Origin of the sequence: Rivibacter subsaxonicus (assembly GCF_004217215.1) — a bacterium.
Classification (GTDB): Bacteria; Pseudomonadota; Gammaproteobacteria; order Burkholderiales; family Burkholderiaceae_C; genus Rivibacter; species Rivibacter subsaxonicus.
This window is the reverse complement of record NZ_SHKP01000004.1, coordinates 326825-343372: the sequence shown is the minus strand read 5'-3', so window position 1 is coordinate 343372 and position 16548 is coordinate 326825. Positions and strand designations below refer to the sequence as shown.

Annotated in this window: 14 protein-coding genes; 6 read left to right on the top strand and 8 right to left on the bottom strand. The window is 68.1% G+C overall.

The window, feature by feature from the left end:
- Nucleotides 1-3: 3 nt before the first annotated feature.
- From EV670_RS01560 to EV670_RS01525, 8 genes are all read right to left on the bottom strand, one after another.
- Nucleotides 4-321 (bottom strand): CcdB family protein, encoded by a 318-nt coding sequence (locus EV670_RS01560; RefSeq protein ID WP_130430057.1) that lies wholly within the window; start codon nucleotides 319-321, stop codon nucleotides 4-6.
- Between the two features lie 6 nt (nucleotides 322-327).
- Nucleotides 328-597 (bottom strand): type II toxin-antitoxin system Phd/YefM family antitoxin, encoded by a 270-nt coding sequence (locus tag EV670_RS01555; protein WP_130430056.1) that lies wholly within the window; start codon nucleotides 595-597, stop codon nucleotides 328-330.
- 111 nt (nucleotides 598-708) lie between these two features.
- Nucleotides 709-2502, bottom strand: coding sequence for an aspartate--tRNA ligase (gene aspS / locus EV670_RS01550; protein WP_130430055.1), 1794 nt, complete (start codon nucleotides 2500-2502; stop codon nucleotides 709-711).
- 121 nt (nucleotides 2503-2623) lie between these two features.
- Nucleotides 2624-3310, bottom strand: coding sequence for a DUF502 domain-containing protein (locus EV670_RS01545; protein WP_130430054.1), 687 nt, complete (start codon nucleotides 3308-3310; stop codon nucleotides 2624-2626).
- Between the two features lie 36 nt (nucleotides 3311-3346).
- Nucleotides 3347-3664, bottom strand: a complete 318-nt coding sequence (locus EV670_RS01540; protein ID WP_130430053.1) for an FmdB family zinc ribbon protein — start codon at nucleotides 3662-3664, stop codon at nucleotides 3347-3349.
- A gap of 101 nt (nucleotides 3665-3765) precedes the next feature.
- Entirely contained in the window at nucleotides 3766-5238 is a 1473-nt protein-coding gene (locus EV670_RS01535; RefSeq protein ID WP_130430052.1) for a high affinity choline transporter 1, read from the bottom strand.
- Between the two features lie 154 nt (nucleotides 5239-5392).
- Nucleotides 5393-6967 (bottom strand): ubiquinone biosynthesis regulatory protein kinase UbiB, encoded by a 1575-nt coding sequence (ubiB, locus tag EV670_RS01530; protein ID WP_130430051.1) that lies wholly within the window; start codon nucleotides 6965-6967, stop codon nucleotides 5393-5395.
- The gene (locus EV670_RS01525) at nucleotides 6964-7518 is read right to left on the bottom strand and encodes a hypothetical protein (RefSeq protein ID WP_130430050.1); all 555 of its coding nucleotides are present in this window, start codon (nucleotides 7516-7518) and stop codon (nucleotides 6964-6966) included. The genes ubiB and EV670_RS01525 overlap by 4 nt, the downstream gene beginning before the upstream one ends.
- Nucleotides 7519-7691: 173 nt before the next feature.
- Here EV670_RS01525 and EV670_RS01520 point away from each other — a divergent pair, with 173 nt between their 5' ends.
- The 6 genes from EV670_RS01520 (at nucleotide 7692) to EV670_RS01495 (ending at nucleotide 16524) form a co-directional block, all read left to right on the top strand.
- Nucleotides 7692-9086: an undecaprenyl-phosphate glucose phosphotransferase gene (locus EV670_RS01520; RefSeq protein ID WP_130430049.1), complete on the top strand. Its 1395-nt coding sequence runs from the start codon at nucleotides 7692-7694 to the stop codon at nucleotides 9084-9086.
- Nucleotides 9087-9282: 196 nt separating this feature from the next.
- A complete protein-coding gene (locus EV670_RS01515; protein ID WP_130430048.1) occupies nucleotides 9283-10518 on the top strand; it encodes a porin family protein in 1236 nt (411 codons plus the stop codon).
- A 26-nt stretch (nucleotides 10519-10544) separates the two neighbouring features.
- Nucleotides 10545-11585 (top strand): UDP-glucose 4-epimerase GalE, encoded by a 1041-nt coding sequence (galE, locus tag EV670_RS01510; RefSeq protein ID WP_130430047.1) that lies wholly within the window; start codon nucleotides 10545-10547, stop codon nucleotides 11583-11585.
- Nucleotides 11586-11596: 11 nt separating this feature from the next.
- Complete coding sequence (locus EV670_RS01505; RefSeq protein WP_130430046.1) at nucleotides 11597-13054, top strand: mannose-1-phosphate guanylyltransferase/mannose-6-phosphate isomerase; 1458 nt, start codon at nucleotides 11597-11599, stop codon at nucleotides 13052-13054.
- The gene (locus EV670_RS01500; RefSeq protein ID WP_130430045.1) at nucleotides 13044-14216 is read left to right on the top strand and encodes a glycosyltransferase; all 1173 of its coding nucleotides are present in this window, start codon (nucleotides 13044-13046) and stop codon (nucleotides 14214-14216) included. The genes EV670_RS01505 and EV670_RS01500 overlap by 11 nt, the downstream gene beginning before the upstream one ends.
- Before the next feature lie 562 nt (nucleotides 14217-14778).
- Complete coding sequence (locus EV670_RS01495) at nucleotides 14779-16524, top strand: glycosyl hydrolase family 28-related protein (RefSeq protein WP_165393201.1); 1746 nt, start codon at nucleotides 14779-14781, stop codon at nucleotides 16522-16524.
- Nucleotides 16525-16548: the final 24 nt, after the last annotated feature.

Here is a 16548-nt window from a genome sequence, read left to right as displayed (position 1 = left end):
GCCTCACAGCCCGCTGATGACCGCGTCGAGCGCGTCGAGCAGCGACGGCGCCTGGTCGCGCAGCGAGCGCAGCGGCTCCGTCAACAGCCGAGCCGGCAACGGCGCGCACAGGTGCGAGGCCAGATGCAACGTCTCGCCATCGACGCTGACCGTCAGCGCGAGACGGCGCGGCAGCGTGTCGGGAACGCGCTTCAGTCGCGACAGCGGCATCACCAGTCGTGTCGAGTAGTGATCCAGGTGGTCGCTCTGCAGCACGACCACGTAGGGAAAGGCCTGCCGCTGCGCGGCCGACGGATTGGCGTACAGGTCGAACTGCGCCATCCCGCCTCACCAGGGGCGAAACTCTTCGCCGAACACGCCGACCTCGGCAACGAGGCGGTTCTGCTCGTCGACCCAGTCCTTGTAGCGCTCGTAGAAGCGGCGGCCCGGGTCGCCGCCCTGGGGCGCGGCCTCGGCCGCCATCAGCTTCTGGTAGCGCTCGTACGAGATGACCACACTGTGCTTGCGGCCGGCCTTCTCGATGAAGACCGGCTCGCGCTGGGCATGTTCGAGCACCTGTCCCAGTCGGTTCTTGGCCTCGGTGGCACTGACTTCCATGGCGAGCTCCGGCTGTCGATTAGCCATTCTAGCCAACGCAACCTCGGCGATTCCCCAAAGCGAACGGGGCGCCCGCAGGCGCCCCGTCGTACCGGCCGGCGAGAAGCCGCCTCAGCCCTGCGCCGCCACCGCGTTGCGCAGGCGGATGTGCAACTCGCGCAGTTGCTTCTCGTCGACCGCGCTCGGCGCGCCGGTCAGCAGGCATTGCGCGCGCTGGGTCTTGGGGAAGGCAATCACGTCGCGGATGCTCTCGGCCTTGGCCATCATCGTGACGATGCGGTCGAGGCCGAAGGCCAGGCCACCGTGCGGCGGCGCGCCGTACTGCAGCGCGTCGAGCAGGAAGCCGAACTTCTGGCGCGCCTCCTCGGGCCCGATCTTGAGCGCCGAGAACACCTTGCTCTGCACCTCGGCGCGATGGATCCGCACCGAGCCGCCGCCGAGTTCCCAGCCGTTGAGCACCATGTCGTAGGCCTTGGCGACGCAGGCACCGGGGTCGGTGTCCATCAGGTCCTCGTGGCCGTCCTTGGGCGCGGTGAAGGGATGATGCACCGCGACCCAGCGATCGCCCTCCTCGTCGTGCTCGAACATCGGGAAGTCGACCACCCACAGCGGCGCCCAGCGGTCCTCGAAGAGCCCGGCCTTCTTGCCGAACTCGCTGTGGCCGATCTTCACGCGCAACGCGCCGATGCCGTCGTTGACGACCTTGGCCTTGTCGGCACCGAAGAACAGCAGGTCGCCGTTCTTCGCGCCGGTGCGCTCGAGGATCTTCGCGATCGCGGCGTCGTGAAGGTTCTTGACGATCGGGCTCTGCAGCCCCTCGCGGCCCTTGGCCACGTCATTCACCTTGATCCAGGCCAGGCCCTTGGCGCCGTAGATCTTGACGAACTCGGTGTAGCCGTCGATCTCGCCGCGGCTCATCTCGGCGCCGCCCGGCACGCGCAGCGCGACCACGCGACCGCCCTTAGTCGTGGCGGGCGTGCTGAAGACCTTGAAGTCGACGTCGGCCATCACGTCGGTCAGCTCGGTGAATTCGAGGCTGACGCGCAGGTCCGGCTTGTCGGAGCCGAAGCGGTGCATCGCATCCGCGTAGCTCATCACCGGGTAGTCGCCGAGCTCGACGTCGAGCGCCTTCCTGAAGACGTGGCGGATCATGCCCTCGAACATCGAGCGGATCTCCTCTTCGCCGAGGAAGCTGGTCTCGATGTCGATCTGGGTGAACTCGGGCTGGCGGTCGGCGCGCAGGTCCTCGTCGCGGAAGCACTTGGTGATCTGGTAGTAGCGGTCGAAGCCGGCCACCATCAGCAACTGCTTGAACAGCTGCGGGCTCTGCGGCAGCGCGAAGAACATGCCGTCGTTGACGCGGCTCGGCACCAGGTAGTCGCGCGCGCCCTCGGGCGTGCTCTTGGTGAGCATCGGCGTCTCGATGTCGATGAAGCCGCGCTCGTCGAGGTACTTGCGCGCCTCCATCGCGACGCGGTAGCGCAGCATCAGGTTCTTCTGCATCTGCGGCCGGCGCAGGTCGAGCACGCGGTGCGTGAGGCGCGTCGTCTCCGAGAGGTTCTCGTCGTCGAGCGGGAACGGCGGCGTGACGCTGGCGTTGAGCACCTCGAGTTCGTGGCACAGCACCTCGACCTTGCCGCTGACCAGGTTGGCGTTCTCGGTGCCGGCCGGGCGCGCACGCACCTTGCCGACCACCTTGAGGCAGAACTCGTTGCGCACGCCCTCGGCCGTGGCGAACATCGCCGCACGGTCGGGGTCGCAGACGATCTGGACCAGGCCCTCGCGGTCGCGCAGGTCGATGAAGATCACGCCGCCGTGGTCGCGGCGACGGTGGGCCCAGCCCATGAGGGTGACGGTCTGGTCCATCAGCGCTTCGCTGACGAGACCGGCATAGCTGCTACGCATTTCTTGACTCCGGAATCTTCTGGCTTCGGTGGCCGCCGGCATCGAGCCTGGCGGCCTGGGATCGATCAGGCTTTGTGCGGGCTGTCTCGCAAGCCCTCAGGGCCGAACGCACGCCATGCGTTCAGCCCCGGTGATTTCGCCCCTCGTCGGCGGCGGCAGCCACCGCGAGTGCCGGCTGCCCCGGCGAGGCGCCGTTGCCCGGCGCCACCACGCCCATCGAGATGATGTACTTGAGTGCCTCGTCGACGCTCATCGCCAGCGGCCGCACGTCGGCGCGCGGCAGCATCAGGAAGAAGCCCGAGGTCGGGTTCGGCGTGGTCGGCACGTAGACGCTGATGTGGGTCTGCGGGTCCAGGTGCCGGGCCACCTCGCCGCCCGGGCGGCCGGTGACGAAGGCAATGGTCCAGGCGCCCTCGCGCGGGTACTGCACCAGCACCGCCTCGCGAAAAGCCTGGCCGCTGCTCGAGAACAGCGTGTCCGAGACCTGCTTGACCGAGCTGTAGATCGACTTGACGATCGGGATCTGGGCCAGCAGCTTGTCCCACTGGCGCAGCCACCAGGCACCGATGAAGTTGGTGACGAACATGCCGGTCAGCAGCAGCAGCAGCGCCACGACCAGCACGCCGAATCCCGGCACTCGCATCAGCGCGGCAATGACCGCCACCGCGGCGTCGGGCAGCATGGCTTGCGCCACGCCGGCCAGCGCGCGGAAGACGCCGTCGAGCAGTCCCACCACCCACAGCAGCACCCAGATGGTGATCGCCAGTGGCAGCCAGACCAGCAGACCGGCGATGAGGTATTTTTTCAAGCGGGGCTTTCTTGTTGGACGCCGTGAACGGCGCTATCAGGCGGAATCGGTGCCGGTCGACCCCGATGCAGTGGCTGCCGGGGTCGGTTCGGCTTTGGCCGGCGCCGCCGCAGGCGCCGCATCGGTGCCGGCGCCCTCGGCGGCCGGCTTGGCTGGCGTGCTGCTGCCGTTGCCGTTGCGGAAATCGGTGACGTACCAGCCCGAGCCCTTGAGCTGGAAGCCGGCAGCCGTGACCTGCTTGCGGAACGTGGCCGCACCACAGGCCGGGCAGTCGCTGAGGACAGGATCGGAGAGGCGCTGCAGCACGTCCCGCGCATGACCGCAGGAGTCGCAGCGGTAGGCGTAGATCGGCATGAAGGCCCCGCTGGAAAACCCGTGATTATAGAAAGCACGCCGGCGCAGGCCGGGGTCGCCCTGGCGCGCGGCCGGCGCCGGGCCTGTCCGACCCGCGCGAATCAGGCGCCGCCGCTGCCCTGCACGCCGAGCAGCCGGTGGTGGCTGCCATGCTTGTTCTTCAGCGCCTGCGGCCCGAGCGAGCCGATCACCATGCCGATGGCCGCCATCAGGAAGCCGGCCAGTTGGGCCGGGAAGGCCTCGCCCGCCGGGGTGAGCTGGAACAGGATCCAGCTGACGATGCCGAGCACGATCGAGAAGATCGCGCCCTGGGTGGTCGCCCGCGGCCAGAACAGCCCGGCCACCAGCGGCACGAAGGCGCCGACCAGCGTGACCTGGTAGGCGCCGGAGACCATGTCGTAGATCGGCGTGCCCTGCAGCGCAATGGCGTAGGCCAGCACGCAGAGCGAGAAGATCAGCACCGCGATGCGCATGGTCTTGAGCTCGCGGCGGTCGCCGGAGGCGCCGGCTAGGCGCGGCACGAACTGGCGCCAGATGTTCTCGACGAAGGTCACCGAGGGCGCCAGCAACGTGGCCGAGGCCGTGCTCTTGAGCGCCGACAGCAGCGCCCCGAAGAACATCACCTGCAGCCAGAACGGCATCTGCGTCATCACCAGCGTCGGCAGCACCTTCTGCGGATCTTCCTTGACCAGTTGCGAGGCCTGCTCGGGGATGATGATCAGCGCGCTGACGACCAGGAACATCGGCACGAAGGCGAACAGGATGTAGGCGATGCCGCCGATCACCGGACCCTTGGTCGCGGCGCCGACGTTGTTGGCCGACATGACGCGCTGGAACACGTCCTGCTGCGGGATCGAGCCGAACATCATCGTGATCGCGGCGGCGATGAAGAACAGGATCTGCTGGAACGTCGGCTCGGGCCAGAAGCGGAAGAGGTCCTGGCTGACGGCCAGGCCGACCACCTTGTCGGCACCGCCGGCCATGCCGGCGGCAAAGACCGCACAGGCCGACAGGCCGAGCACCAGGATGATCATCTGCACGAAATCGGTGACCGCCACCGACCACATGCCGCCGAACAGCGTGTAGGCCAGGATCGAGACGGTGCCGATCACCATACCGAGCGGGATGCTGATCGCGCCGTCGGAGAGCAGGTTGAACACCAGGCCGAGCGCCGTGACCTGGGCCGAGACCCAGCCCAGGTAGCTCAGGATGATGATCAGCGAGCAGATCACCTCGACCGCGCGGCCGTAGCGCTCGCGGTAGAAGTCGCTGATCGTCAGCAATGTCATCTTGTAGAGCTTGGCGGCGAAGAACAGGCCGACCAGGATCAGGCACATGCCGGCGCCGAAGGGGTCCTCGACCACTGCGTTGAGGCCGCCCTCGACGAACTTGGCCGGGATGCCGAGCACGACCTCGGAGCCGAACCAGGTCGCGAAGGTCGTCGTGACGATCATGAACAGCGGCAGGTTGCGGCCGGCGATCGCGAAGTCGGCCGAGGTCTTGACGCGCTTGGCGGCCCACAGGCCGATGGCGATGGTGCCGAGCAGATAGAGGATGACCAGGGTCAGCAGCATGGGACGGGCTCCGGCAAGGCGAGCGCTCGAGGATTCGGAATCCGGGCCCGGCCGGTGTTGACGAGACGGCCGCGCCCGGAGGCTTTTGTTGGGCCCGAATTATCAGGGGATCGGTTCGGCGCGAGCGTGATGCATTGCCCGCCGCGGGCCAGCTCTAGTGCATTGGCCAGCGCAGCCAGAACTGGGCCGCGACCGCGCCCAGGATGAAGCCGAGCGCACCATGGAACAGCGCGCGCAGCAGCCGGTTGCTGCGCCCCTGCTCGGCCAGCAGGGCCTCGAGCACCTGCGTCGCGTTGCGGCTGGCCGGGTCGGCGCCGCCGGCGGTGCGCTCTAGGGCGTCGTGGATCAGGCGCGGCAGTTCGGGCAGCAGCTTGGCGTAGCGCGGCGCCTCGTCGCGCAACCGCTCGGCCAGCGCGCGCCAGCCGATCTGCTCGCTCATCCAGCGCTCGAGGAAGGGCTTGGCGGTGCTCCAGAGGTCGAGCTCGGGGTCGAGCTGGCGCCCGAGCCCCTCGACGTTGAGCAGCGTCTTCTGCAGCAGCACCAGCTGCGGCTGGATCTCGACGTTGAAGCGGCGCGAGGTCTGGAACAGGCGCAGCAGCACCTGGCCGAGCGAGATCTCCTTGAGCGGGCGGTCGAAGAAGGGCTCGCAGACCGCGCGGATCGCACCCTCGAGCGCGTCGACCCGGGTGCCGGCCGGCACCCAGCCCGACTCGACGTGCAACTCGGCCACGCGCTTGTAGTCGCGGCGGAAGAAGGCGATGAAGTTCTGCGCCAGGTAGTCCTTGTCGGTCTGGCTCAGGGTGCCGACGATGCCGAAGTCGAGCGCGATGTAGCGGCCGAAGGTCGCGGGATCGAGGCTGATCTGGATGTTGCCGGGGTGCATGTCGGCGTGAAAGAAGCCGTCGCGGAACACCTGCGTGAAGAAGATCGTCACGCCGTCGCGGGCCAGCTTCGGGATGTCGACCCCGGCCTCGCGCAGGCGCTCGATCTGGCTGATCGGCACGCCCGTCATGCGCTCCATCACGATCACGCCGGGGGTGCAGTAGTCCCACACCATCTCCGGAATCATCACCAGCTGCAGTCCGGCCATGTTGCGCCGCAGCTGCGTGGCGTTGGCGGCCTCGCGCACCAGGTCGAGCTCGTCGTGCAGGTAGTTGTCGAACTCGGCCACCACCTCGCGCGGCTTGAGGCGCCGGCCGTCGGCGCTGAGTCGCTCGACCCAGACCGCGGCCTTGCGCAACAGCGCCAGGTCGTCGTCGATCACGCGCAGCATGCCCGGCCGCAGCACCTTGACTGCGACCTCGCGACCATCGAGCAACTGCGCGAAGTGCACCTGCGCGATCGAGGCACTGGCCACCGGCTCGCGCTCGAAGTGCGCGAACACCGCGTCGAGCGGCTTGCCGAAGGCGCGCTCGATGAACTCGATCGCCTGCTCGGCCGGGAACGGCGGCACGTCGTCCTGCAGCCGCGCCAGTTCGTCGGCGATGTCGGTCGGCAGCAGGTCGCGCCGGGTCGACAGCACCTGGCCGAACTTGACGAAGATCGGCCCGAGTTTCTCGAGCGCTTCGCGCAGCCGTTGTCCGCGAGGCGCATCGAGATTGCGACCAAATGAAACAATTCGCCTGAGCGCCTGCAGCCAGCGATGCTCGAAACTGGAGAGCAGAAGCTCATCCAGCCCGAAGCGCAGGAACGTGAAAGCGATGAAGAACAGCCGCGCCAGGTTCCTCATCGGGGCGCCGCTCCGGCCGCAGCGCCCGCTGCGGGCGCGGTGCCCGAGCCATGCGGAGCCGGGCGCGCCAGCATGGAGCGCAGGGCGCGCGCGATGCCGCGACCGACGCTGCCGATCTGGTGCGCAGCGGCCGGACCGAGCACGCGCTCGAGGTCGGCTTCGGCGTCCCAACGCAGGTTCTCGACCAGCCAGGCTGCGTCGGTGGCCAACGCCGCATCGCCCTCGATCGCCACCTCTGGCGTGCGCCCCGCAAGCATGCGCTGCACCAGGTCCAGCGGCGAGGCCAGCGACACGCGCAGTACCAGCGCCGGCTCGCCCGCCTCGTGCGGCTGGATGGCCTCGAGCCAGCCGACAGGGGTGATGCGCCAGCGCGCCGGCGGCAATGGCGGCAGCGGCGCCGGCGCACCCTGAGGACAGACCTCGACCACCTTGCCGGCATGCGCCGCGAGACGCCGCCCCGCTGCCGGCTCGGAGGCCAGCACATGGTTCAGGGCCAGCGTGACGCGCTCATGCAGCGCAGGCAGCAGGGCTGCAGTCCACTCTTGAAACATGTTGCAGATTGTAGGAGTCCTCGACGCACACCCTCCCATGTTGGGGGCCGGTCCAGGCACGTGCTTTGCGACAATGAAGTCGTCGAGGGGAGCGTCACGCAGACCAGCCCGGTCGCACGACGCACAGAGCCACAAATCGCGGCGGGGCCCGCTCGGGTCCGGCGCCGACCGCAATGTTCGAACACCGGGAATACAAGCGGACGTTCTACAGCGCACCCCAGTCGGTGCGCTCACTGGTGGCCGCCTTCATCGAGCCGGGGATCATCGCGGCGACGCTGCTGCTCGTGACGCAGGCGCTCGATCCGCCGGTTGGCAGGACCGAACTGGTGCTGTGCCTGCTGGCCTTCGCGCTCACCTTCCCCGGCCGCAATCGCTTCTCGGACGCTCCGCTGGCGGCCGGTGTCGACATCCTGCTGTCGTGGATCTCGCTGCTGGCGATCCTGGTGCTGTGTGGCTACGCCACGCGCAGCCTGCACCTGTTCGACACCGAGGTGATCCTGCAGTGGGCGCTGCTCACGCCGCTGCTGTTGTGGCTGGCCGTGATGCTGGGCCGCACGATCATCCGGGCCCAGGCGCGCAGCCCCTACCGCCGGCGCACGGCGGTGGTGGTCGGCGGCGGGTCGCTCGGCGTGAAGGTCGCACGCGCGCTGGAGGCGCAGCGCGACGAAGGCATCGACTTCATCGGCTACTTCGACGACCGCACCGATGACCGGCTCGACGAGGCCGCGCATCCGCACCGACTGGGCGGCCTCGGCGACGTCGGTGCCTACGTCGGCTCGCACTCGGTGCGCGAGGTCTATGTCACCTTGCCGCTAGGCTCGCAGCCGCGTATCCAGGCGCTGCTGCAATCACTGCAGGACACCACCGCCTCGCTGTTTTTCGTGCCCGACGTGTTCGGCATCAGCATCATCCAGGGCCGGCTGCAGGACATGGCCGGGGTGCCGGTGGTCGGCATCTGCGAGACGCCGTTCACGGGCACCAACGAGCTGGTGAAGCGGATGTCGGACTTCGTGCTGTCATGCTTGATCCTCGTGCTCATCACGCCGGTGCTGATCGCGGTGGCGATCGGCGTCAAGCTCAGCTCGCCGGGGCCGGTGATCTTCAAGCAGCGCCGCTACGGCCTCGATGGCGAAGAGATCATCGTCTACAAGTTCCGCTCGATGACGGTGACCGAGGACGGCGCCACCCAGTACACCCAGGTCACCAAGCAGGATGCGCGGGTCACGCCCTTCGGCGCGTTCATCCGCCGCACCTCGCTCGACGAGTTGCCGCAGTTCATCAACGTGCTGCAGGGGCGGATGAGCATCGTCGGCCCGCGCCCGCACGCGATTGCAGTCAACGAGCACTACCGCCAGATCATCAGCGCGTACATGGTGCGCCACAAGGTCAAGCCGGGCATCACCGGCTGGGCCCAGATCAACGGTTTCCGCGGCGGCGACGACCTCGACCACATGAAGGGCCGCATCGAGTACGACCTGGAGTACCTGCGAAACTGGTCACTGGGGCTGGATCTGCAGATCATTGCCCGGACTGCCTGGCTGGTGCTCTTCGATCGCCACGCGTTCTGAGGGCCCCACGCCTGCCGCGAGACCCGCAAAGAGAGCACAGTAGGGATCGGGGCGACCGACCGGATACGGTACTCGCCCGAGACCACAACACACGCCAAGGAGAGAGCCCATGCGAACCCCCTCTTGCGGCCAGCACCCGCACCGGCAAGAACGTTACTTGCTCGCGTCGGTCGGCCTGCTGTTGGTTTGCGCCCGCGTGGGTGCTCAGGAATCGGCCGGCGAGCCGGCAGCCGCCGGCGCCAACGATCCGCTGCCCTACTTCCTTCGGGTCTCGCAGGGCTTCGCGCACGACGACAACCTTTTCCGCGTGCCGGACGAGTTCGTCAAGACCAGCGACTGGGTCTCGTCGACGGCCCTGATCGGCGGCTTCGACCAACCCTTCGGCCGCCAGCGCGGCTACGGCAACGTCACGCTGCGTGGCAATGCCTACAAGGATCAGAGCCAGCTCAACAACTTCAGCTACGACCTCCGCACCGGACTCGACTGGTCGACGGTGGAGCGCCTCAGCGGCAACGTCGACCTCAAGCTCGCCCAGAGCTTGGCGCGCTTCAGCGACTATGGTTCGACGGCACGCGAGCGCAGCGGCAAGAACCAGGAACTGTCGCAGTACATCGGCACCCGGGTGCAGTACGGCATCACGGCGGCCATTGCGCTGGAGGCCTTGGTCAACTACCAGAACATCGACTACACGGCCGAGGCCTTCGACGACCGTGCACGCCGCGCCCTGACCTACGGCGGCGGCGTCAAGTTCGCGCCGCGCGGTGTCTGGACGCTCGGCCTCGGCGCCCGTCATACCGACGGCACCTATCCGCGGTCAGTAGTCGTGAACGGCCAGTTCGCGCCCGACGACTACACGCGCGACAGCATCGACCTCACTGCGCGTCTCAATGCGACCGGACTGTCGACCTTTTCGGGGCGCCTGAGCTACACCCGCGAGGAGCACGAACTCGACACCACGCGCGACTTCAAGGGCTGGACCGGCCAGATCGGGTGGAACTACCAGGCGACCGGCAAGCTGAACTTCGGGCTGAGCTACTTGCGCGATACCGGCACCAACACCAGCACTACCGGCGCCTCCGGCGTCGAGACCTTCCTCACCGACGCACGATTGACCGACCGCTTCGGCATCGATGGCACCTGGGATGCAACCGGCAAGATCCAGGTCAAGGCCGGCGTCGAGTACTGGCGCAACACCTTTGACGACCAGTTCACGCAGATCGACATCGGCGGCCAGGTCATCAGTGCGTCTGGCCAGACCGCCGACAACTACCTCTACACCCTGTTGGCTCGCTACCAGGCGACGCGCAGCTTCGGTCTCGAGTGCGGTGCGCGCTACGAGGATCGCGACACCAGCATCACCACGGCGCGAACGATCGTCGGCTTCAAGGCGACGATGGCCTACTGCAACGCCACGCTCAGCCTCCGAGGCTGAGGCGAAGCTTCATCTTTTCAGAACAGATGCCTCTTGTCCTCCTGACAGGCGCGACCGGCTACATCGGCTCGCACACCTGGGTCGCGCTCTGCGCTGCCGGCTTCGACGTGCTCGGCGTCGACAACTTCGCCAACAGCTCACCCGCCGTGCTGCCGCGCATCGCGCACCTGATCGGACGCACGCCGCGCTTCGAGCACATCGACGTCAACGACAGCGGCGCGCTCGCTGCGACCGTGGCGCGTCACGGTGTCGATGCCGCGGTGCACTTCGCGGCGCACAAGGCGGTCGGCGAGTCGATGCAGAAGCCTCTGGCCTACTTCCGCAACAACCTCGGCGGCCTGGTATCGCTGGCCGAAGCACTCCAGGCCAACGGCAGCCGCAGGCTGGTGTTCAGTTCCTCGGCCACCGTCTATGGCAGCCCGAAGTCGCTGCCGATCCGCGAGGACGCCGAACTCTCGGCGACCAACCCCTACGGCCTGTCCAAGCTGCATGGCGAGCAATTGCTGCGCGAACTCGAGCGCTGCGACCCGGCCTGGCAGGTCGCCTGCCTGCGCTACTTCAACCCGGTCGGCGCGCACGAGAGCGGCCTGATCGGCGAAGACCCGCGCGGCGTGCCGAACAACCTGATGCCCTATGTCGCGCAAGTGGCCGTGGGCCGCCGCGCCGAGTTGCAGGTGCATGGCAGCGACTACGACACGGTCGACGGCACCGGCGTGCGCGACTACATCCACGTGATGGACCTCGCCGAGGGCCACGTGGCGGCGCTGCGTCACCTGTTCGATGGCGCCGGCTCGCTCACCGCCAACCTCGGCACCGGCCGCGGCCACTCGGTGCTCGAGGTGCTGCGCGCCTACGAGCGCGCCAGCGGTCGCCGCATCGCCCATCACGTCGGCCCGCGCCGCCCCGGCGACGTGGCCGCCTGCTACGCCGATGCCGAACTCGCGCGCCAGCGGCTCGGCTGGCAGGCCCGGCGTGACCTCGACGCGATGTGCGCGGACAGCTGGCGCTGGCAGTCGATGAACCCTCAAGGATTTGAAACCACGCAGCAGGCAGAGGCCGTTCGATGAAGTCAGATGGAATGAAGATCGATGTACTGCCGGTCGTGATGGCCGGCGGCTCCGGCACCCGCCTGTGGCCGTTGTCGCGCCTGGGCTACCCGAAGCAGTTTCTGGCGTTGTCCGGCACGACCAGCCTGTTCCAGCAGGCCGTGCAACGCATGCAGGCGCTGCCCGACGCCACGCTGCAGACGCGCGCGCCGTGCATCGTCGGCAACGAGCAGCACCGCTTCCTGCTGCTCGATCAACTGCGTGAGATCAAGTGCGAGCCGTCGGTGGTTCTGCTCGAGCCCTCGGCCCGCAACACCGCGCCCGCCGTCACGCTGGCGGCGCTGCAGGCCGGCGCCGATGGCGGCGACCCGGTGCTCGTGATCACCCCGGCCGACCAGACCGTGACCGACGCCGATGCCTTCGTTGCCGCGCTGCGCCGTGCGGTGCAGCGCGCTGCGGACGGCGGCATCGTCATCCTCGGCATCACGCCGACCCGACCCGAGACCGGATACGGCTACATCCAGGCCGGCGCCACGCCGGCCGACGCGGACGCTGCGGCCGCCGTCGCCCGCTTCGTCGAGAAGCCAGATGCCGCCACTGCCGCGCGCTACCTGGCCGAGGGCGGCTACTTCTGGAACGGCGGCATCTTCGTGCTGCGTGCCTCGACCTGGCTGCAGGCATTGCAGGCCTTTCGCCCCGACATCCTCGATGCCACGCGCGCGGCCTGGTCCGCGAGCAAGGTCGACCAGCAGTTCCTGCGTCCGGACGGCGCTGCCTTTGCGGCGGTGCCCTCCGAATCGGTCGACTACGCGGTGCTCGAGCGCTGCCCCGGCAGCGCAGTGCCGCTGCAGATGGTGCCGCTCGACGCCGGCTGGAACGACCTCGGCGCCTGGGATGCGGTGTGGCAGGTCGCCGCGCGCGACGCGAACGGCAACGCCAGCGTCGGCGATGCGTTGCTGCACGACAGCCGCAACACGCTGGTGCACGCCACCAGCCGGCTGGTCAGCGTGATCGGACTCGACGACGTGATCGTGGTCGAGACGCCCGACGCGGTGCTGGTCACGCGACGCGATCGAAGCCAGGAGGTCAAGCAGATCGTCGGCCGGCTCGAGCGCGACGGCCGTAGCGAGCACAGCTGGCACCGCAAGGTGCACCGGCCTTGGGGCTGGTACGACAGCATCGATGCCGGCGGCCGCTTCCAGGTCAAGCGGATCATGGTCAAGCCGGGCGGCACGCTGAGCCTGCAGATGCATCATCACCGCGCCGAGCACTGGATCGTCGTGCGCGGCACGGCCGAGGTGACCTGCGGCGAGAAGAAGCTGCTGCTGACCGAGAACCAGAGCACCTACATCCCGCTCGGCGAGACGCATCGCCTGGCCAACCCCGGCAAGGTGGCGCTCGAGATCATCGAGGTGCAGTCGGGGTCCTACCTCGGCGAAGACGACATCGTCCGCTTCGAGGACACCTACGGACGCACGAGTGGCGGTTGACGCAGGCGAGCGCCGCAAGATCCTCTTCGTCAGCCACACGCCGGCGGGCGGGCCCTTCGTGGTGGGCTCGCACCACCTGGCACGCGGCTTCGCCCACCTCGGCCATCAGGTCGTCCACCTGAGCCCGCCGGTCACGCCGGCGCACCTGCTCATCCTCGGCCGGCCTTTCGAGCGTGAGCGGGTGATGCGGTGGTGGCGCGGCGGCCGACGCATCGACGGCGTTGACGATCTCGTGCCGGCAGGTGCTTGGCCCTGGGCCGCGGTACGTCGAGGCCCGGACGCCGCGCGTCGATTCGGACTGGGTTACGCCGCGTCGGCACGGCGGCTGCTGGCGGCCCACGCGATGCTGGAGCCGGATCTGGTCCTGATCGACGAGCCGCGCCTGGCGCACGTGCTCGATCTCGTCGCGGCGCGCCACCTCGTCTATCGCCCGACCGACCTCTATGCCGAGATGCGCGGCGACCCCTCGATCGCCGGGATCGAGGCCGACCTGGTCGCCCGCGCCGACACGCTGATCGCGACGGCCGAGCCGGTCGCGGCTCACCTGCGGGCCCTGGGTGGGCACTCGGTACGGGTACTGGAGAACGGCGTCGACCTGGACCACTTTAGGCCCGGTGCCAGCGGAGCCTGTCCGCCACTGCCGCCCGGACTCCGCGCGGTCTACACCGGCGCACTCGACGAGCGCTTCGGCCTGGAATCGCTGCGAATGGCCGCCGAGCGATTGCCCGAGGTTGCTTTCGTGCTGGCCGGCCCGCCCGGCGCCGGCATCAGGGCCGTGGCGGCGACGCTGCCGAACATCCACCTGCTGGGTCAGGTGCCCTACGCCACGCTGCCGGCGCTGCTGGCGCATTGCCACGTGGCCCTGCTGCCGATGTCGGCCCATCCAGCCAATGACGGCCGCAGCCCGATGAAGCTGTACGAGTACGCGGCAAGCGGGTTGTCGGTGGTCGCGACCGCGACGAGCGAGTTGCACCGGCGCGCGCCCGATTTCGTGCGTCTCGCAGTGGGCGACGAGGCCTTCGCGAACCATGTTCGTGCGGCGATCGCCGAGCCCCGCGGCAGCCACGGGGACCCGTTGGCCTCGGCCCGTATCCAGGGCTGGGAAGCCAAATGTCAGCAGGTGCTCACTTGGTCATCAAGAGATAGGGCCGCTTCGGCCTGACCAAGCGCTCCGAGCCGCCGGCGATACAGCCGCTGACGCGATGTATCGACCGAAGGGGGCAGGCGACAGCCTCGCCGGTCATACCCGGTAACAAACCCGACAGTCGCGGTCGGCCTGCCTCACAGCCGTTTACAGAGCCGCCGCCAAGCGCAGTGGCAGGCGTGATGACCGCCACAGGCACGCCCCCTAAACGCCCGGCACACCCCCTGCATGGAGGGGGTCATGCTCGACCGACCACTTGTAACCGAAGCGGACCTCCGAAATCGCCGGCGGTCGGCCGAGCTGTTGCAGCGCCTTGTTACCGTTGCCCCGGCAGGCTTACCAAGCCTCACGGACCTGGCCAAAAACAGCAATAACAATAAGGACTTGCCGCTGGACACCCTGTTCACGGGGTTCCAACCGTTGGGTTCCGGCAACAGCGCCGTCGTGCGGGTAATCCCTGCCTTTGCGCGCAGCCTCCCTCCCGCCTTTTCGCCCACTCCCGTTTCCGAGTCTGCCGCTGTCCATGCGACGGCGGCCCCCGGAATGCCTCTTTGGCCTCTCTGAGTACCCGACCTTTACCATGGCTTTCCGCTCCCAGCTTCACGTCAAGCCCTCCACCCTGCTGCTCTGCCTCCTGGCCGTCTCCGGTGCCCTCACCGCGTGCGGTGGCGGTGGCGAGGTCGATGACACCGTGGTCGCCGAGTCGTCCACCAGCACGCCGGCCGCCTCGACCGAGGACAGCGCCGAAGCGCTGATCAGCACCAGCACCCCCTCGACCGACACCGAAGTCGCCGATGGCAGCGCCTCGAATGCCGACATGGCACCGAACCTGCCGGAAGAAACGATCCTGCCGCCCGAAGCCCAGGACACCGAGACGATGGCGACGGCGCAGGCCAACAGCACCGCCAACTGCAGCATCATCCCGGCGATCCCGGCCGTTCCGTCCGGTGCCAAGCTGGTCACCGCCTTCGGCGCCAAGCCCAACGACACCACCGACGACACCGCCGCGATCCAGAAGGCGCTCGACGGCATGAAGTCCGGCGAGTGGCTGGTCTTCCCCTCGGGCAAGTACCTGATCAACAAGAGCATCAAGCTCAAGGTCGCCAACACCACGATGTACGGTGCCGGCGCGACCATCCACGCGACGAACCCGACCGACCAGGCGATCTGGATCCAGGCCGACGGCGTGCGCGTCTACTCGTTCACCAAGACCGCCGTCACGACCACCCGCCAGACCACGCCGTGGTCGGCCGGCATGACGATCTATGCCAGCAACGCCGATGGCTCGCGCAAGGCGGTCAACAACGTCGTCATCCAGGGCAACAAGATCATCAATGCCGGTACCCCTGGCACGAACCTGGCCAACAGCGCCGGCAGCGCCGGCATCATCATCCTGAAGGGCTATCGTTTCCTGGTCGCCAACAACACGGTGCAGCGCTCGCTGGCCGATGCGATCCACATCACCTCGGGCTCGCGCGATGGCCGCGTGATCGGCAACACGGTGCGCGAGAACGGCGATGACATGGTTGCCGTGGTCTCATACGCCGCCGGCGGCAGCGGTGCGCTCGGCTCGGGCAGCAAGACCTACTCCGACTGGAGCAACAAGCAGTCCAGCGGCATCAACAAGAACATGTACATCGCCAACAACGACCTGGCGGGGCAGTACTGGGGTCGCGGCATCACGATGATCGGCGCCGATGGCGTGACGGTGCGCAACAACAAGGTCCACAACTCGCCGATGGGCGCCGGCATCCTGCTGGCCCGTGAGGCCTCGTACCAGACCTTCGGCACCCGCAACATCCTGATCGATGGCAACACCATCGACCAGACCCAGACGATGAACCCGCCCTACAACCCGGGCAACAAGTTCACGACCAGCAAGATCACGGGCCACGGCGCCATCGAGATCCACAGCGTGATCTTCAAGGACGAAGCGGCGATTGCGCAGCTGTCCACCGATCTGTCCGTGCGCAACGTGGCCATGATCAACAACAAGATCACCGAAGTCGATGCTCCGGGCATGCGCATCGGCCAGGCCTCCGGCTCGAGCGTCAGCGCGGTCGACCCGGCCACCGGCAAGACCGTGACGCGTACCACGCAGGCCGGCCGGATCGAGAACCTGGGTCTCGAGAAGACGGCGATGAGTGGCGTGCACCACAGCGTGCCGATGTCCATCAGCACGACCAACGTGCAGACCACCTCGACCTGGTGCAGCGGCAACACCAACAGCGGCAGCGGCATCACTTCGGGTGCCTGCAAGATGACGGCCAAGCCGGCCGTCACCGGTGCCACCCTGAGCTGCACCTCGACCGGCCAGACCGGCTGATCGACGCCGACTCCTCCTGTCGTG